Origin of the sequence: Akkermansia sp. UNK.MGS-1, assembly GCF_000980515.1 — a bacterium.
Classification (GTDB): domain Bacteria; phylum Verrucomicrobiota; class Verrucomicrobiia; order Verrucomicrobiales; family Akkermansiaceae; genus Akkermansia; species Akkermansia muciniphila.
In genome coordinates, this window is sequence record NZ_LBCB01000008.1 from 227,952 (window position 1) to 246,383 (window position 18,432).

The following is an 18,432-nucleotide window of genomic DNA, read 5'->3' on the forward strand; positions in this document are numbered from 1 at the left end:
CAATATCACATGAATCCGTCTACCGTAATACGGGGAGGAGAGGAATTTGACGGAGCTGGAAGAGCTATTCCACGGGAAGGAGCGGTATGCATTTCCGGGCGGCCCGTGCGCGGCGCCTCTTCCCGGAACATTCCGGCAGAGTTGTCCTGTGGAGACTCCGGAGTACCGGAAATTTTCACAGGAAGAATAATTTCATGCCCTTCCTGCGTCACGCCGGAAGGCAGTTTCCGGCTGTCCACCATGTAGGAAGGAATTTTAAAAACCAGCTTCCCCGTCAAGGAAGTACCGTTACTGTACACCCCCCCGGTCACTCCCAGAAAGCCCTGCTCAAACAGGGAAATTTCCTTCAGGGAGGCGGAACGGCCCATTCCATCGCTTTCCAGCAGGAAAGAACCGGACGTAAAGACGGGAGAAGAGTACGGCAGCCTTATTTCCGTATTCCGGGCAGCCATGGCCGCCAACAGGCGCAAAACAGGCAGCCTGATCATGGTCGCCTTGATAACGGAACCGCTGTATCCTTTTAGGGAGGGCCTCTTCTGTTCAGTTGTTACAGGCAAAGCAAAATCCAGCTTCAATTCATGCTTTTCATCCCCTTCCTGTTCTCCCGTCTGCACCTTGAGAAGGGAAGAGAAATCATCTCCCAGCAGGGAAGCGAGATCGAAATTTTTTCCTGTCAAAGTCCACGCCTGGTGACGAAAATCCGTACCCAGAAGGAAATTCCCCGTAATCATGAAGGGGCTGAGATCCGTAGGCTTATTGAGCAGGCGCCCTTTGTCCAGAAAACCGGAAAAAGTGAGCTGCTTGACGCCGCTCCCGTTTAGAATGACGGAACCGGAATCAACCCCCATCAGCGGCCAGCCCTTGATTTTCAATTTTTGCTGTGACAAATCCAGCACGTATTCCGGTTCAGGTCCGTTCCCGGACGTGCGGATGTAGGCTTCCGCCGTCATATAAAAGGGAGCGCCATTCCTCTCCAGAGTAAATTCTTCCGTCCCATGGGCATACCCCACTTCCAGACGCGGCGCTGTGTATCGCCGGAAAACGAACGGCAATTCCCGTTTCGTCTGCGGTACGGCAAATTTAACGAATCCGGGCCGCAAACCGACTACCGCCCTGGACACATTAAGGCTTTCCCCCTTGATTTTCCCCATGAATAAGGGCACGGCGGAAATTTCCCCGGAGATGCCTTCCATCGCCACAAAGGACAGGCAGGAATCTTCCGGAAAGGATACCCTGATGCGTGAAGCCTTCATGGTAAGGCCATCCACCGCCATTCCGGAAATTTTCACATCTCCGCCCCAGGCGGCGGAAAGATCAGCTTGCAGACGGCCGGCAAATTCCTCCGTATTGAAAGAAGTAAGGCGGTACATATACGTCCCCGCCAGCGCACCGGCAACCAGCAGAACCAGAATGCAAAGGCCTATTAAAAAACGCTTGTTTTTCAACATGGCCCTGTTTGGCTCCCGCTGGTCGTCACTGTAAGTCCGCCGGCGCTTTTCCACCCGGATCACCTTGCTGCCGTCCGGGCGCACTACTACTTCCCTTCTCCGTTCTACTCCGTGGGAATCCGACGCATGCAGCTGACGCATGATATTATCAGCCCCCTGGGAAGGAGAAGACTCAAAATCGGAACCGCTGTTTTTCAATGGTCTTGATCCGGTTAAAGGTTACTGGACATTGCTGAGGGCGGGGAGAGAAGCGTCCCCTGCCGGGACCTCCTCGTCCGGAATGGAAGTATCCGGCGTATAAAGCTTCTTGCCGCCCGGATCCACCACTTCCGCCTTTACCATGATGATGATGGCCTTGCGCTGTTCCTTGGACCCCTTGGAACGGAAAAGGCGCCCCACCCAGGGAATATCCCCCAGAACGGGAATTTTATCCTCATACGTAATGGAAGTGGATTTTTTCAAGGCGCCGATGACGAGCGTATTGCCGGTGGCTATGCGCACCGGAGCGGTCAGGCGCCGCGTGGAAAACACGGGCTGAAGGATGAAGTTGTCTGAAGTTTTCACCATGACGACATCTTCCTTTGCGTCCTTTTCCTGGGAGACCATGGGAACGAAAAGCGACGTACCGTAATTGATGAAACCGTCAAAATCCACGATTTCCGGCACTACGGTCATTTCCACGATGGATTTGTCATCGCTGATGCCGGTCACTTCCACATTGAAGATCGTGCCGAGCTGCCTGGTTTCAAAGGCAGTGGGATGGGCGGGAGTCATGGGCATGACCGGAATACCGCCGCCGTTATTGTCATTGTCGCCCCAGTCATTATTATTGCCCGTGCTGTTGGGAACTTCAGGCGGATCATATTCCGTAGGGTAAATCAGTTCCCTGCCGCTGAAAAAGGTGGCTTTTTCACCGGGGCGCACAATCACGGAAGGATGCTGCATAATGTCTGTGCCTTTTTTCTGGCTCAGGCCGCGCATAATCATCGTGATATCCGCGTGACTCCACATGCCGCGCAGAGTGACGATGCTGGGAGCGCCGCCGGGAACATAGGTCGCATCAGAACTTCTGGCGGAAGTGCCGCGTTCTATCATGCTGTCAATGCTATCTTCCGTAAAAACCTGGTTGCCGGAACGCAGCCCGCCCACCACTCCTGCGGGAGCGACGGCTCCGGCCACATTGGCGGCACTGTCCAGCACGGAATTGTTATAGTCATTTTTATCGGTTCCCGCGCCGCCCATGAACCACTTGGTAGGGTCCAGGTTCAGATTGACGATCCAGTTAAAGCCCAATTCCTCCAAGTCCGTCTGATTGACTTCCAGAAAGGTCGCGCTGACCACCACCTGGAGGGGCTGTTCCGCAGTCCTGGCCGCTACCAGCTCCTCCAGCATGCTCAAATCTCTGGGCGTGCCATGGAAAAGAAGAGTGGAGTTGCCCGAGTTGTATTTAATGAAACTGCCTTCCGGGAATTTCACCCCCATGGAAGCCAGCGCCTTTTGCGGATCCACCCGTTTCAGGGTCATGCCGGAAGAACCGGAATCACCGGAACTGAAGGGGTCTGAATTTTCGGCGCTGGAGTCCTCCGACAATCCGGAAAAGAAGCCCGGCGGAAGGGTAATGGACTTGGTGACCATGTAGGAAGTTCCGTCTGAACTGGATACCAGTTCCGCACCAAAGGCATTTGTCCGCAGAATAAGGCCGGATGCGCGCGCCACGTATTCCAGAGCCTCACGAAGAGGTACATTCTGAAGATTAAGCGTAATTCTCTTGGCGGCGGCGTCCCTGGCGGAAACGCTGTCTGCAGGACCGGGATCCACGGAAATATTCACGCCGCGTTCCGCCGCAGTCATGGCCGTGGCATCATGCGTCCTGGCCTGGCTGCGCAGATAGTCCACGGCTTCCTGCACCGTCGCTCCATCCAGCTGCACACGGGGCAGACGGATCATGCCCAGTTTCTGGTCCACATTCACCACCGGGTTATCCAGGGGACGGGAAAATGAAGCGGGTTCTTCCGGTGTTTCCGTCAAAGGAACGGGCATCTCCCACTGTCTGGAAACATCCGCCAGGGCACTGCTGCGGGTTTCATCCCTGGCAGCGCTAAAATAGGCGGTTCTGGCGCGGTTAACCAGTTCCATGCCGCGCCGCGCCGCCGTATTGTAAGGGTCCGTCTTAAGGACGGACGTAAATTCCTTCAGGGCCGCATCATACTGGCCCAGTTCATAATAGCCGAAAGCCAGGTGAAGCAGACGGCTGACTTCCTCTACATTTTTTACGTGTTCCGGAGACAATGCCGGATTCGTACGCACCGGGTCGCGGGCTATTTCCAACGTGCGCCTGGCCAGGGCATGGTCCGGAGTGGATTTCAGGGCATCTTCCAGCAACTTGACGGCCTCATCATAACGCCCCGCCTTGATATATTCCTGGGCCACGGCCACGCTGGCATCCGCGATGCTGGTTTCCAGGAAACGGCGGCGCTTCTCCATGTTGGGGGATTTGGGCAGCGCAGTCAGGCTTCTGCGGTAATTGTCCAGAGCTTCCTGGTACTTGCCCTCGGAATATTGCTGACGCGCCTGCCCCAACAGCAGCATGGAAGCCTGAGCCTGCTCTTCCATCCGGGCTGCTGCCCGGCGTGCGGCCCCTGCCCCCTCCTGGGCCAGCCCCTGGCCGGCTCCAATACCGGCAACGGCAAGCGCCATGGCAATTTGCTGAATGGCAGACATGGAGTGAGGGAAACGTCTAGTCATAGGAATTTCCGGGACTATACCGAATTAAAAACCGCCCGTCATCATAAAAACGCCCAGCAGAGTAAAAAATATCGGCAAAGGCTGCAGCTTCCCTCCGGAGGGAACGTTTCTTTAAACGGCAGACAGTTCCAGCACGCCCACATGTCCCGGTTTCAGGGGATGGGACAGACCGCAGTCCATCAATTCCCGCCGCTCAAAAATCCTCTCCTCATCCTCGGCGTCCATCAGGTTTCTGACGCGTACCCGATCCGTCTGGATGCCGCACCAGCCGAAAGCGTGCTGGGGAATGGAAATGCGCAGGTTGTAGAAATTGATATTTGGAGAAAGGTTCCCCACCACAAGCACGGTAGCCCTGGCGCGGGCATCATGCCGGAGCATGGCATATACCCAGTGGCCGGAAGTGTCTTCCGCCGGTTCCCTGCCGAAAGTGGTGTTTTTCATATTAGCCCAGTTCAGTCCGTAAAAATCTCCCCGGTCCAGCGCCGGATGCTGCATCAGAGGAAGAAGCTTCCGATGAAAATTTCTCAGTTCTGCGGACTCTTCCGGCAGCAGGGAAGAGTCAAACCGGCCATTCGCCACCCAGGGCTGGAGCCGGGGGAGGCAGGTATAGTCAAAAATACTGGTACGTCCGTCATGTCCGCCGAAACCGCCGGGCCCCTCCGCCCGTTCCCCCACTTCCTGCCCGTTGTACACCAGCACGGGACCGCTCCCGGAGGCATACACCAGCGTCATGACCGCCGGCAGAACAACGCGTCCCACGCCGCCCCAGGAAAGAGGGGAGCACACGCGAGTTTCATCATGGTTTTCCACGTAGCGGACGCCGTGGGTCATGTATATGGGATTGCTTCGGAAAAGCCGGTCGAAGTCATTGGCCCAGTTATTTTCCGTGTACATATGGAGCGCCAGATGATAGCAGTCGGAATCGTAAACGGCATTAAATCCGGCATCCAGAAGGGCGGCGCACGGATCGCCGGGTGTGGTTTTCATGTGGTCGTTGTATGCCTCCGCCATGAAAAACACGTCCGGCAGACGCACCCGGGAACGGGAAATGGCCCATTTCCAGAAAGCCATGGGGATCATTTGGGCCATGTCGCACCTGAAACCGCCGATGCCCAGGCTTTGCCAGAAGGAAAGGATATCGTCCATGATGCGCCATGTCTTGGGCACATGCTGCTTGGGGCTGGTCCACCCCGGCAACAGGCGGAGGGCAGGAAGACCGGCCATAAAGTTATAGCCGTAGTTGAGCTTGACCGTTTCATACCAGTCGTACTTGCCGGGATTCCATGTAACGGCATTGTTGCCCGTCACACGTCCGAACGTCATTTCCCCTTCAAACAGGCCGTCCGGCAGACGCAGGGGTGGACCGTCCCCAGGGCTGTTGGAGGTCAGGTAAAAGTACCCCTGCTCCGGAGAAAAAAACGTATGGGGATCATCTCCTTCTCCAAAATCGTCATGCCCGTCCCAGTCCGCCAGGTAGGCTCGGGAAACATGGTTGGGAATAAAATCCATCATCGGCAGCAGCCCCACCGTCCGGCAACGCTTTACCAGAGCCTTGAACTCATCCATTCTCTTCTCCGGGGAGGAGGCCAGATCCGGATCCACGTCAAAATAATCCACCACGGCATAGGGACTTCCTGCCAGGCCTTTTACGATGGATTTCGGCTGGGCGGCTAGCCCGGGATGGGACGTCTGCGTAGCGTGCCTCAGCACCCCGGTCAGCCAGATGTGTGTGAAACCCATCCGTGCTATTTCACGTAAGGCTTTATCCGTCACTCCATTAAAAGTTCCGCACCCGTTCGTTTCCCGGCTCCCCCAGTCAACTCCATGGGTCTCCATATTGGAAAAATGACGAACAAATAGTTGATAAATGACAGGACGCATGAGTTGAAATAATCAAATTTTGACGCTTATAATGCTAACTTTTTCAGGTATTCTGCAAGCGCATTCTGTTCCACCGGGGCAATTTGTCCCAGCTGCAGCAGGGCTTCCTCCCTGGTCCGGAGCGTTCCCTCCAACTGAAGCTCCTGCAGACGGGACAGCCATTTCCCGAAATCAGGCCCCGGGGACAGCCCCAGATTCACCAGATCACGCCCGGTCACCAGAGGAGGAGGCACCAGAGGGGCATTCCGGTAGGAATCCATGAAGTCCCTGACAAATTGCCAGTTGTCCATCAGTCCGTTGGAGGAAAGGCAATCCAGGCGGTGGAGTTCCAGTTCATCCCGGAAATGAGGAGCGTTCATGAACATTCGCAGCGTAGATTTCCTCATCTGCCTCACGTTGATGAAGCGCATATGGCGCTCCACCATGGAACACACCGCATCCACCACGGCATTGGAATATTTCAGCCTTCTTAAAATGACCCTGGCCATGGAAGAGCCTTCCTTGTCATGACCGGAAAAACGGATGCGCCCCGTTTCATCCACCTGACGGCAGGGAGGTTTCCCGATGTCATGCAGCAGAACCCCCAGGGCCAGCTCCAAAGACACGGGGGAGCCGTCCCTTCCCAGCGCATCCAGCATCATCAGCGTATGGGTGTATACGTCTCCTTCCGGATGCCATTGGGGAGGTTGCGTACAGCCTATCATATCGTATATTTCCGGAATGACATGCTTCATCAACCCCGTTTCCACCAGCATTTCCACACCCCGTTTCCTTCCGGGAGACAATAAAATCCTGTCCAGTTCCTCCCGGATGCGTTCCGGGGAAATCCGGGCCAGCAGCGGAGCGTTCCTGAAAATGGAGGAGCAAGTCTCCTTCTCCACCTGAACTTCCCTGGTAACGGCAAAACGTACGGCGCGCATCAGCCGCAGGGAATCTTCTTCAAAACGACGGTCCGGCTCCCCGATGCACCTCAATACGCGGGCCCGGATATCCTCCACTCCGCCTACATAATCCACCACACGGCCCGGAGGCAAAGAAAACGGATCTTCAAAGAGGCCGTTCATGGTAAAATCACGCCGCCGGGCATCTTCTTCCGCATCCGTGAAACAGACGGCCTCCGGCCTCCGGCCATCCCTGTAGCTTCCGTCTCTGCGGAAGGTCGCCACCTCAAAGGAAAAACCTTCGCGGCGTACCAGCATCACGCCGAAGGCGGCGCCCACTTCCCATGCATCCGGAAACAGGCGCAACACTTCATCCGGGCGGGCGGAAGTAGCAATATCGATATCCTTCACGGAATATCCCAGCAATCTGTCCCGAACACAGCCGCCCACAAAATATACGGTGTGTCCTGCTCCGGAAAGAACCCGGGCCACGTCCTCCGCGGCCTTTCTCAACAGAATCCCCTCCATGAAACGGATCATTCAGGCATGGGCCTCAAAGGAGGAGCGGAAAGAGAATGGTCCTCCGCACCGGAGGGGGCGGAAGGGAACGCGGGCCGCGGCCTATCAGGCCGGGAAACAGAGGGAACGCGCGTATCCGGGGAATTAATCCTGGCCGGCGGAGAAACAGGCTTGGAGGAAGCAGGGGAGGAGGGAGACTTTTTCCCATCCGGCTTTTCTTTCTTTTTTCCCTCAAGTTTGCCCATGACCGCGTACAGGTTGGCGTCAAACAGCATATCCGGCGTGCCGCGCATCAGGATTTTCCCCGCAGGGTCCAGCAGATACACCCGCGGGGTGAGCCTCACCCGGTAATCCTTAAACGCCGCCGCTTTTTCATCCACCAGGGAGGGCATATCCATTTTCAAGTTCAATAGGGCCTTTTCTATGTTCTCTCTCTTTCCGGGAGCCACCGGCATCACCGTCAAACCGGGAAATTCTTTTCGGAGAGACGCGGCCTTTTGCAAAAACTGAACGGAACGCATATCCTGCGGATCCCAAAAAACCACCAGCACGGGCTTATTCCCGGAGGGGAGCGTCACTTTTCCGGCCGCCGCGGTAGAGGGAAGGCTGATTTCAGGCCCGGTCTGCCCGATATTGAGATTGCGTATTTCATACAGTTCCTCCTTCACAATATTTTGAACCGGAATAGGGCCGAAACTGGAATCATAGCATTTGATAATGGCGTCTTTCAGCAATTTTCCGCGGGCCGCCACCAGCCTGACGTCATCCTGAAGCATCCCTGTCGTTTCCTTCATCACCATGGCCAGGCCCAGGGAAGCCAGGCCCTGGTCCTCAGGGAACTGGTTGTAATCCTTGATCTGTTCCAGAATAACGCGGCAGCGCAGGTCACGGGAATTGCTCAGGGCATACGCCGCCTTTCCCGCCCCCTGTTCCCGGAACAGCGTATTTTCCAGGGAATCCAGGCAGAACACGACAATTTTCCTGGCCATGTCTCCATTGGGGAACGCCTGCGCTACAGCCTGGGGATGATCCAGAAACCAGACGACAGCCGGAAGAAGGCAGGATTTTTGAGTCTCGGGTTTCTGAAGGTCGCGCCCTACCAGCCTCCATAATTCCCGAGCCACCGGAACGGCATCTGGACGGTTTTTCATCAATTCCGCCCTTTTTTCCCCGCTTTCAGCCGTTTTCAATGCGGATTCCCAGTCGGACTGCCTCATCCGCCAATCCTCCAGCACATTGTTCATGCCCGTCTCGTCCGCCGGAGCCCATCCAAGCAGGCTGCATGCACCGGCTATCACGCAAAACGCTCTCTTCATACCCTGCCACTATGCCCTGACGCATCCCACACGTCAATCAAACCCCGTGGCAAAACGCAGCCTATTTTTTCTTTTCCCCTCCCTTCCAGCTGTTTACAGCGCGGAATACATCTTCCGGAAATGAACAAACCCCGGCGAATCCCTTCGCCGGGGCTGCTGTTCAACTAACTACCTATGAAGACGGTCGAGTCCTTAAGTGGATGAAGCGCTCTCTCTTTCACTGCATCCGGATCATAACCGTTATGGGTGAGACAAACGCACGGCAAATATGTTCAAACATTATTTCTTTTGTATGACACAAGGCCCGGGAAGACAAAAAAGCGGCTACGGAATTTCTCCCGTAGCCGCTCCAACTAACTACCTATGAAATCAGGGTTATTCCTGGTGACAAGGGAAGCTCTCGTTCCTCCCTTATCGAACATCCCTGTTCATTCAGGATACCTTCACGAATTAAACGCTCAAGAATTTTTTTCCTTACGTGAAAAAAACAGAGAACCGCCGCTTCAGGCTGCTACAAAGTTTCGTTCGTCATTGGTCAGGGCCCGCACCTGCACGGCCATAAACCTCATTTCATTAAGCATGTTCAGATAAAGCAGGGAGGAACGGGTGCGCGTCTGGTTGCGCTGGGCCCGCTTGATCTGGCGCTTGGTGGCCTTTGCCACCAGTTGAAGAAGCTGTTCCTGGGCCACCATCGTATAGTCGAACTGAATGTACGTCCCCGTCTGGAGCATTTTGCAATATTCATCCAGCAGCTTGATGAGGGCGGTATGCACCTCCTTCAAATCGTCCACCTGGTCAATCGTAAACGGCGTGTGGTTATTATCCACATACGTGAAGATGGACTCGGAAAACTGCGACAGGCTCTGCGTAGCTTCATTCAGATGCTCCAGGGCCTGCACAAAGTGGTAGCCCATATCCAGGGAACGGGACTGCATCTTGTACAGAATAGGGAGAATATCGTACTTGTGATGTTCGCTGCTGGTCATGGCCAGCCGTTCTGCGGCATCCGCCAGTTCTTTCAGGGCCTTCCTGTCCCCCTGGAAAAAGTTTTCCACGGTGTCATTGTAAATTTCCCGCAGCTTGAGCGTGCTGTCCACAATCTGGTGGCTGCATACATCCAGGATATTTTCTTCCGTAATCTGGTCAAAACGCTCTACGGAAAGCTTGCTTTCCCGCTTGCGGTGCATGATGGTGGACTTTACCAGAATGACAACCACCAGGGCCAGCAGACCGAAGATGGCGTACACCTGTCCGTAATGCAGGATGGTAGCCATGACGGCGGCCAGCGTAAAGGCAGCCAGCCCGGTCATGAACCAGCCGGAAATCACCGTCAGCACGCCGGTTACACGGTAAACCGCGCTCTCCCTTCCCCATGCCTTGTCCGCCAGGGAGGAGCCCATCGCCACCATGAACGTCACGTACGTGGTGGAAAGAGGGAGCTGCCTGCCAGTAGCCCATGCAATCAACAGGGAAGCAACCGTCAGATTCACCGTGGCGCGAATCAGGTCAAATGCCACCCGGTCCTTGGGATTCAAGGGCTGGGGGGCGGGATCCCACTGGTGGTTCATGCGCACCAGCATGCGGGCGGGAATAAGCCTTTTCACCCCGCGTCCCAGGGCGATGGCGCTGCGAACGATGGCGCGGGCGGGGGGGACGGAGCCGAAACGCTCAATACCGCCTTCACCCTGCCTGGAAAGTTCCACGCCGGTGGCGATCACCGTTTTTGCCTTTTTGGAGAACCACAAGGCAAAAATCATCATACAGCCCGCGGCGAACAAAATATAATGGTTTACCGGCATGCCCTGCCCCGGCATCAGACACTCCATGGAGGTGATGGATGAGGGAGAGCCACCGGCCGCCGCCACGCCGCTGGCGTACTGGAAGGAATCCAGACCACCCATGAAAACGCCGATGAAATTCACCAGGTCGTTGCCCGCAAAGGCCAGAGCCAGGGAAAAAGTGCCCGCCAGAACGGTCAGGCGCAGAATATTCGTCATGAACAAATGCTGAAGCAGGAACATGAGCACGGAAAAACCGCCGAAGGCCGTGAGCAGGGCCATGCCCAGATTCTGGTCAATGTATTGGATGAACGAGGGCTCCATCAGGGTAGACTCCTTCAAGCCCTTGAAAACGGCAAAATAGGCTATCGCCGTCATGGCAATGCCGCACCAGAAGCAGCCGAACCATTTGAACCGGGACTGGTATTTAAACGTGAACGCCAGACGGGAAATCCACATGACGATGGTGCCCACCGTAAAGGCGATGGCTACGGAAAGAAGAATGCTGGTGACAATCTCAAAAGCCTTGTCCGTATTAATGAAATCCCACACGGACTGAACCAGGCGGAGCTTGGAAATCTTGAACAGGGCCGTCGCTACGGCAGACCCCAAAATACCGAATACCAGGGAAACGGTGGTGGACGTAGGCAATCCGAAAGTATTGAAGGTATCCAGCAGAATCACTTCGCTGATCATTACCCCCAGGAAAAGCAGCATCACTTCATGATAACTGAACATGTCCGGGTGAAAAATACCGTTGCGGGCTACTTCCATCATGCCTCCGGAGAAACAGGCCCCCACCAGCACGCCGATGGAAGCTACGGTCAGGATCACCCGCACGGGTGCAGCCTTGGAACCGATGGCGGAATTGAGGAAGTTGACAGCGTCATTCGCTACGCCGTTGATCAAGTCAAATGCCGCCAGAAGCAGCAGGGCTGTGATGATAATCCAGTAAATTGAGTCCATAACTGTCTCTTGTGAATGGTGGGCGGAGGGCATCCGCGAGCTGCACCACCGCCTCTTTACACGGAAACGGTCGATTTTGCTACTGTTTTGTTACAGAAAAATCCTTTCTCCTTATCACCGGGAACGGGGAAGGAAATCCAGTTCCCCGGGGTCGGGCCAACGGTGCCGGGGATAACGCCCCGCCAGGTCCTTTTTCATTTGCCCGTATCCGTTCCGCCAAAAACTTTCCAGAGATCCCGTTACCTGCCACGGCCTCTGGCTGGGGGCCAGCACCTCCACAATCACGGGTACGGCCCCGTTGGCAATGCGTGGGGAAACCGCCACGCCGAACAGGCGCTGCACCGTCAGACTGATCACCGGGGAGGAATCCTCCCCGTACCTGACCTTGGCGTGCTGGCCGTTGGGCAACGTGAGGCTTACCGGGGCATAATCGTCCAGCGCCTTCGCCTGCCAGCCGGAAAGCCAATCCCTCAGCACGGGAATAATTTCCCTTTCCTTGATGTCCTTATAACCCACGGCCCCTTCACAGACCAAAGAAATGGCGACCAGCTTGTCCTCCTCCGAAAACCGGGGCAGCTCCAGTTCCGGCATCCAAACGCTCAAACCATTAAGACGGCGTATCCACTGTTCCACGGCATCATTCCATTTCACCAGCTTCAGGGTTCCGTCCACTACTTTTTCAGCCAAAACCGGGGCGGCCAGCTCCGTAGGGGCATCCCCGCGGTCACGATCCTCCAGCACCAGATCTCCATACATCAGCTTCCGGTGCAGACGCACGCGCCGCAAAGCGGCATCGAAGACGGCTTCCTCCCCGCAGGAAAAACGCTCCGGCCAAATGGAACGCAAATCTTCCGGCGCAATAAGCGTACAGCGTCCCACACGGGTTTCCACCGCCTTTCCGGACAATTCCGCCACCTCTGCGGCTACGAAATGCTCTCCTTGAAACACCACGCTTCCTTCCGCCAGCCTGCCGCCCACCCCGCCGGCCATGCGGCATGTATTGGCTGCCACGCCATTTCGCACACCCACATGGTCCGCAAAACTCTCAATCATTGCACGGACTACGGCAGGGCGCGCCGCCGTAAAATCCGGTCCCGGCGTTTCCCGGGCTTTTCCCCGGCTGCCGACGGACAGAAGCTGCCGGTATGCCATCCATGCCTCCCGCGTCCCGCGGGAAGAGATGCCCCAGCGGGTACACGCCGCCGCCCCAAAACCGGCATCCACAGCCTTCTCCACCGCGCGCCACTCCGCCTGGAAATCCGTGTAATCCGCAGAATCGCGCAAATGATCGTTCAGCCCCCCCTTTACCGCAACACCTTCTCCCTGCATCAGGGCTGCAACGGCGGCCAGCTCCACGGCACACTGTTCATCCTGGCCGGCCACCATCAGACGGGCCAGCCGGGGCGGCAGGGGAAAAGCGGTCATCCTTTTTCCCGTATCCGTCAGGCTTCCATCCTCTTCCGTCGCACCCAGGGCAGCCAACAAATTCACGGCCCGCTGCATCACCAGGGGGGCAGGAACATCCAGCCAACGGAAATTTTCCGGTACGGTGACGCCCCAGGCAGCCAAATTCAAAACGGCTCCGGCCAGATCCACCCGGAAACATTCGGGCGGGTCAAAATCCTCCTTCCGGGCCTGTTCCGCCTCACTCCACAGCCGGAAACAGCGCCCCGGAGCCACGCGCCCGGCACGGCCCGCGCGCTGAGCGGCGGACGCCTTGGAAATCTTCACCAGATGCAGCGTATCCATCCCCCGGTACGGATCCCATCCGGACCGGCGGACCAGCCCGGAATCAACCACCGTACGCACTCCCTCAATCGTCAGGGAAGTTTCCGCCACATTAGTGGAAACAATGACACGGGGGATATCCCCCCGCTCCACGGCGCAATTCTGCTGCTCCGGCGCCAGAGACCCGTAAAGGGGAAAAACGTCCCGGCCGCTCATCCACGGCTTTCCTGCCAGCAACTCCACCGTTTTCCGTATCTCATACACGCCCGGCATAAATACCAGCACATCCCCGCAGTCATCCTCCCTCACCGCCTCCCGCACAACATCCGCCGCCTGCTCCCATATGGGGGGAGGAGCCACCCTGCCGCGTCCGTCACTGACCAGGCGGGGAGCCCGGTAAACGACTTCCACGGGATACTGCCTGCCTTGCGCTTCCAGAACCCGGCAGGAACCTCCCATATATTCCCGCAGCCCTGATATCTCCAGTGTGGCGGACATCACGACCACGGCCAGATCCCGGCGCGGCCCTTCCTGCAGATCCAGCACACGCCCCAGGGATAAATCCCCGGAAAGGCTGCGTTCATGGAACTCATCAAACACCACGGCGCTCACCCCTTCCAAGGAGGGCCATTCCGTCAGCCAGCGCTCCAACATGCCGTCCGTCACGTACGCGATACGGGTGCGGGAGGAAATGTACCGTTCAAAACGCACCGCATACCCCACTTCTTTTCCCAGCTCCACCCCGCGCAGCCGGGCCACATGCCGCGCCAGCAGGCGAGCGGCCATCCGCCGGGGCTGTACAACGACAATCAGGCCACGGTCTCCCAGACCGGCGTCATCCATCATCGGAGGAACGCCGGTGGACTTGCCGGAGCCGGTAGGAGCTTTCAACAAAATGCGCGGAGAAGGAACCCGCAGAGCCTCCATCAATTCTCCGCGGATTTCCTCAATGGGAAGAGAAGAAAAAACCATACCGGGTTACAGGGAATCCGTTCGTGCCGGGGACATTCAGCCGATGCAGGCCAGCAGAAACCAGAAAAACGGCACGGTAAAGGAAGGGCTGTCAATCAAATCAAAAATTCCTCCTATCCCCGGCAGCAGGGAACCGGAATCCTTGATGGCCAGGCTGCGTTTAACCAGGGACCCGGCCAGATCCCCGTAAACGGAAAGCAGGAAAATGAGGGATGTGCATCCCATCAGTACCAGTACCTGGGTTATGGACAAGACGGAAATTCTGAACATCGGGAAAACCAGCCCTATGGCCGCCGCATTCGTCAGCACCCAGGAACCGAGGAGGCCCTCCCACGTTTTCTTGGGGCTGATGTGGGGAATGAGCCTGCGGGAAAAAAGGCGGCCGCCCAGCAGGAACCCGCTCACGTAGGCAAAAATGTCCGCCATCTTCGTTACCAGAACGACCCACAGCACACACATGACAATGGCCGGATAAACACACCCCGCCCTCATATACGCCAGATGCAGGGCCAGAATGGCAAAAGAGAACAGCCAGACGGGATAAATAAAGGAAAGCAGCGTAGTACCCACGGAACGGAGAGCCCTGCTTCCATCCACCGGGTGCTTCATCTCACGGATGAAGGCAACCACTACCAGGAGGACCGGAGCGGCAAGTGCCACCAGAAGAGGAAGGGGGATGAGGAAAGAAACCTGTTCCGCAAGGGCGCTTTCCCGGAATTTAGTGATGCAGCATGACCAGGACAGCAATACGGGGTACGCCACTCCGAAAAGAAAGCTCAAGTTCGGCTGGGAGGCTTTTCCGGAACGCAGCAGCATGTGCCGCCATTCCCAGGCGGCCAAAATACAGAAAATGCAGACCAGACCGTAATACCCAAGTTCGCAGTCCCACCACAAAGCCCCGGCCAGCAACCCAAGCAAAACCACGGTGCTGAATGAACGCTGCAGCAAAACACCCATCTTGCTTCCGGAAAAACTCTTGTCCCGATTCGGTATGCTCATCATCACGCGAAGTGTACAGAAAACCGTTGCAACCTCAATCCTGAAATGCTTCCTTTCCTGCGGCGTCTCTTCGGAAAACGTCCGTTCTCCCCATCCTCACCCTCCCCGCTGCAAACAGGAAAGCAGTCATCCCGCCACTTTTCCCTCTCCGGGAAGGATGCAGCAACGGAAAACCAAAGAAAACACGCAACAACAAAAAGCGGAAGAAATGCGGAAAAAACATCCGTAAAATGAAATCCATTTCCATGCAGCTCCAATATGACAAATGCCGGACTTCCGCACAAAATTTCAAACTTTATGGTGGATTTATCCACCCATGAATTCTCTTCTTTCCTCCCCCTGCCGCCGCCGGATATTTCCGGATGAACCGGCTTCCATTTACTCTTGTCCCCTTCCGGAAACAAGGAGAGCAAAATAGCGTCATGTGGACGTTTTATAAGATAGACAATCACCTGCAAATCAGTAACACTTACATCCCGGCGCCAGCTTTTTCCCCAAATGGAAAAAAACGCACCCTTTTCCGTTATGAACATGCACTCATTCCGTTGGATTAGACTCACCGCATTCTCGGCCCTGGCCGCAGCCGCCATTACTTCCTGCGCCTCTGCGGCTACGGACTTCAACCAGGTGGGCAAGCAAATGTCCCTGCTGCTCCAGAATTTCCACTTCTCCCGCAAAGAATTCAGCGATGAACTATCCGCCAAATTCCTGGAAACCTACCTGCGCAAGGTAGACCCCAACAAAATATTCTTCACCCAGCAGGACGTAGACGCCCTCAAAAGAAAATACGGTAAGGAGCTGGACGACTACCTTATGTCCGGCCAGATGATGGATGCGGCCCAGGCCATGCACGCCCTTTACCGCCAGCGCGCCATGCAGCGCATCTCCTATGCGCGGGATTTGCTGAAAAAGGGAGGCTTCACCTTTGACAAAGACAAGTCTATCGAACGTTCCCGCCGCAAAACAGCCGCGTGGCCCAAGGATGAGGCGGAAATGCAGCAGGTCTGGAAAGACATGGTGGAGGAACAGCTCCTGTCCGAAATCCTGCGCCGTGAAACCGTAGCGCGCCTGGCCAAGGAACAGAACAAGCCCGATCCCCTGGCCAATGAAAAACCCGCGGAGGAAAAACTGCTTATGCGTTATGAACGCATTCAACGCAATATTCAGGAAACGGATCTGGAAGACGTAGCGGAAACACTGCTCAGCGCCGTAGCCTTGACGTATGACCCGCATACGGATTACATGGGTGCGCGCCAGGTGGACCGTTTCAAAATCTCCATGGGTACGGAACTCACCGGCATCGGCGCCCTGTTGGGCAGTGAAGACGACGGTTCCACCAAAATTACCGGTATCGTTGTGGGAGGACCGGCTGACAAATCCGGAGAATTGAAGCTGAACGACCGCATCGTTGCCATTGACTCCGACAACTCCGGAGAAATGGTGGATATCCTGTTCATGAAGCTGGACAAAGTGGTGGATATGATCCGCGGAGCCGAAAATACCCAGATGCGCCTGAAAGTAGAGCCGGCAGACGCCCCCGGACAGGCCAAAATCATTACGCTGACCCGCTCCAAGGTACCTCTGAAGGATGAACTTGCCAAAGGTGAAATCATTGAACTTACCGGAGCTCCGGAAGGCAGGAACCGCATTGGCGTGCTGAGCCTTCCCTCCTTCTACGCAGACATGGAAGGCGGAGACCGCCGCTGTGCCAAGGATGTCAAAAAAATCCTGGAACGGATGAACAAGGAAAATGTGGATGGCCTGGTAATTGACCTGCGCAGCAACGGCGGCGGTTCCCTGGAGGAAGTGCGCCTGATGACGGGCTTCTTTACCGGAAACGGCCCCGTGGTACAAATCAAGGACACCCGCGGCAACGTGGATATCAAATCCGCCCACAACCGCCAGAAACTCTTCAATGGCCCCATTGTGGTGCTCATTAATAAACTCAGCGCATCCGCCTCTGAAATTCTGGCCGCGGCCCTTCAGGATTACGGCCGCGCCGTGATTGTGGGGGATGAATCCACCTTCGGGAAGGGGTCTGTGCAGCAGCCTGTGGACATCGGCCAATACCTGCCTTTCTTCGCGGCCAGAGACCGTGCGGGCCTGCTGAAAGTCACTACCCAAAAATTTTACCGTGTGGCGGGCGGCTCCACCCAGCTCAAAGGCGTGGAAAGCGATATCCAGCTTCCCACCGCTACGGCGGCATTCGAGCTGGGAGAAGACATTCTGGACTACGCGATGCCCTATGACCAGATTACGCCCTGCACCAACTACAAAAAGGACTCCTCCATCGCGGCCATGCTGCCCGTGCTGAAAGATGCCAGCGCGAAGCGCGTGGAAAAAGACCGCGACCTCCAGATTGCCAGGGAAGATATCGCCATGATGAAACAGCGCATCAAGGACAACAAGCTTTCCCTGAACAAGAAAATCCGGGAACAGGAAAACTCCGCCCTGGAAGAACGCCGCAAATCCATCAACAAGGAACGTAAAATCCGCTTCGCGGAAATGGCCAAGGAAGACGCAACCAAATACAAAATTTACCGCCTGACGCTGGATGACGTCAACGCCAAGGAGCTGCCCCTGGCGGATCCGGAAAAAGACAATGAACAATTCATGCACCTGGCGGAAGACCCCACGGCAGAACTGGACGACTCCCCGGAATACCCCTCCGGCCTTGATCCGGAACTCCGCGAAGGCATCAACATCGTCCAGGATATGCTGAAGCTGGAATCCTCCGGAAAATAACGGCTCGCTCCTCGCGAACCTCCTTGCCGCCCCGGCCCCATTCAGGGAACCGGGGTTCTTTTTTCCGAGGCAATTCCGGGAGCCGTGCCTCCCGAACAGCCCGAAATGAATCCGGGGCTTGCCAGCCGGAGGGAAATAAGGCAGTATTTTTGCCCGTCAGCAATGAGCACCACCATGAATACGACATACAAAATTGCCATCGGCGCGGATCACGCCGGAGTCGATCTCAAGGAAACCGTAGCAGAACTCCTCAAGGCATGGGGTCATGAAGTGACCGACATGGGAACCATGACCAAAAATTCCTGTGATTATTCCGACTACGCCAATGCAGTCGCAAGCAGCATTGCTGACGGCACCAACGACCGCGGCATCCTTATCTGCCGGTCCGGCATCGGCATGAGCATTGCCGCCAACCGCTGGGTGGGCGTCCGCGCCGCCCTCTGCCGCACGGCCC

11 protein-coding genes are annotated in these 18,432 nt (G+C 56.3%); 2 read left to right on the forward strand and 9 right to left on the reverse strand.

Annotated features, from left to right (window positions below; genetic code table 11):
* Positions 1 to 5 precede the first annotated feature (5 nt).
* The 9 genes from WW58_RS04635 to WW58_RS04675 all read right to left on the reverse strand — a co-directional run bounded on the left by WW58_RS04635 (position 6) and on the right by WW58_RS04675 (position 15,766).
* On the reverse strand, positions 6 to 1,589 hold the full coding sequence (locus tag WW58_RS04635) for a hypothetical protein (RefSeq protein ID WP_215833109.1): 1,584 nt from the start codon (positions 1,587 to 1,589) through the stop codon (positions 6 to 8).
* Between the two features lie 78 nt (positions 1,590 to 1,667).
* Positions 1,668 to 4,169, reverse strand: coding sequence for an Amuc_1098 family type IV pilus outer membrane protein (locus WW58_RS04640; protein WP_046435745.1), 2,502 nt, complete (start codon positions 4,167 to 4,169; stop codon positions 1,668 to 1,670).
* Positions 4,170 to 4,304: 135 nt separating this feature from the next.
* Entirely contained in the window at positions 4,305 to 6,074 is a 1,770-nt protein-coding gene (locus WW58_RS04645) for an alpha-amylase family glycosyl hydrolase (RefSeq protein WP_102734541.1), read from the reverse strand.
* A 26-nt stretch (positions 6,075 to 6,100) separates the two neighbouring features.
* Positions 6,101 to 7,483, reverse strand: coding sequence for a CCA tRNA nucleotidyltransferase (locus WW58_RS04650; protein ID WP_232051404.1), 1,383 nt, complete (start codon positions 7,481 to 7,483; stop codon positions 6,101 to 6,103).
* 8 nt (positions 7,484 to 7,491) lie between these two features.
* Positions 7,492 to 8,790: a TlpA family protein disulfide reductase gene (locus WW58_RS04655; RefSeq protein WP_022198790.1), complete on the reverse strand. Its 1,299-nt coding sequence runs from the start codon at positions 8,788 to 8,790 to the stop codon at positions 7,492 to 7,494.
* 503 nt (positions 8,791 to 9,293) lie between these two features.
* Entirely contained in the window at positions 9,294 to 11,534 is a 2,241-nt protein-coding gene (locus tag WW58_RS04660) for an inorganic phosphate transporter (protein ID WP_022198789.1), read from the reverse strand.
* A 114-nt stretch (positions 11,535 to 11,648) separates the two neighbouring features.
* On the reverse strand, positions 11,649 to 14,234 hold the full coding sequence (gene hrpB / locus WW58_RS04665; RefSeq protein ID WP_046435746.1) for an ATP-dependent helicase HrpB: 2,586 nt from the start codon (positions 14,232 to 14,234) through the stop codon (positions 11,649 to 11,651).
* A 36-nt stretch (positions 14,235 to 14,270) separates the two neighbouring features.
* Positions 14,271 to 15,236: a phosphatidate cytidylyltransferase gene (locus WW58_RS12990; RefSeq protein WP_102732132.1), complete on the reverse strand. Its 966-nt coding sequence runs from the start codon at positions 15,234 to 15,236 to the stop codon at positions 14,271 to 14,273.
* Positions 15,236 to 15,766, reverse strand: a complete 531-nt coding sequence (locus WW58_RS04675; protein WP_102737876.1) for a hypothetical protein — start codon at positions 15,764 to 15,766, stop codon at positions 15,236 to 15,238. The genes WW58_RS12990 and WW58_RS04675 overlap by 1 nt, the downstream gene beginning before the upstream one ends.
* Here WW58_RS04675 and WW58_RS04680 point away from each other — a divergent pair.
* Positions 15,759 to 17,978: a carboxy terminal-processing peptidase gene (locus WW58_RS04680; protein ID WP_257228149.1), complete on the forward strand. Its 2,220-nt coding sequence runs from the start codon at positions 15,759 to 15,761 to the stop codon at positions 17,976 to 17,978. The two genes, WW58_RS04675 and WW58_RS04680, sit on opposite strands and share 8 nt — an antisense overlap.
* Positions 17,979 to 18,152: 174 nt before the next feature.
* Positions 18,153 to 18,432: RpiB/LacA/LacB family sugar-phosphate isomerase (locus WW58_RS04685; RefSeq protein ID WP_288143407.1), on the forward strand; the 280-nt coding region annotated here is incomplete at its 3' end.

What these genes read in the sequence shown, in the direction of transcription:
- WW58_RS04635 (WP_215833109.1), bottom strand. Translation starts at nt 1,589, where the DNA reads ATGCGTCAGCTGCATGCGTCGGATTCCCACGGAGTAGAACGGAGAAGG.
- WW58_RS04640 (WP_046435745.1), bottom strand. Translation starts at nt 4,169, where the DNA reads ATGTCTGCCATTCAGCAAATTGCCATGGCGCTTGCCGTTGCCGGTATT.
- WW58_RS04645 (WP_102734541.1), bottom strand. Translation starts at nt 6,074, where the DNA reads ATGCGTCCTGTCATTTATCAACTATTTGTTCGTCATTTTTCCAATATG.
- WW58_RS04650 (WP_232051404.1), bottom strand. Translation starts at nt 7,483, where the DNA reads ATGGAGGGGATTCTGTTGAGAAAGGCCGCGGAGGACGTGGCCCGGGTT.
- WW58_RS04655 (WP_022198790.1), bottom strand. Translation starts at nt 8,790, where the DNA reads ATGAAGAGAGCGTTTTGCGTGATAGCCGGTGCATGCAGCCTGCTTGGA.
- WW58_RS04660 (WP_022198789.1), bottom strand. Translation starts at nt 11,534, where the DNA reads ATGGACTCAATTTACTGGATTATCATCACAGCCCTGCTGCTTCTGGCG.
- hrpB (WP_046435746.1), bottom strand. Translation starts at nt 14,234, where the DNA reads ATGGTTTTTTCTTCTCTTCCCATTGAGGAAATCCGCGGAGAATTGATG.
- WW58_RS12990 (WP_102732132.1), bottom strand. Translation starts at nt 15,236, where the DNA reads ATGATGAGCATACCGAATCGGGACAAGAGTTTTTCCGGAAGCAAGATG.
- WW58_RS04680 (WP_257228149.1), top strand. Translation starts at nt 15,759, where the DNA reads ATGAACATGCACTCATTCCGTTGGATTAGACTCACCGCATTCTCGGCC.
- WW58_RS04675 (WP_102737876.1), bottom strand. Translation starts at nt 15,766, where the DNA reads ATGTTCATAACGGAAAAGGGTGCGTTTTTTTCCATTTGGGGAAAAAGC.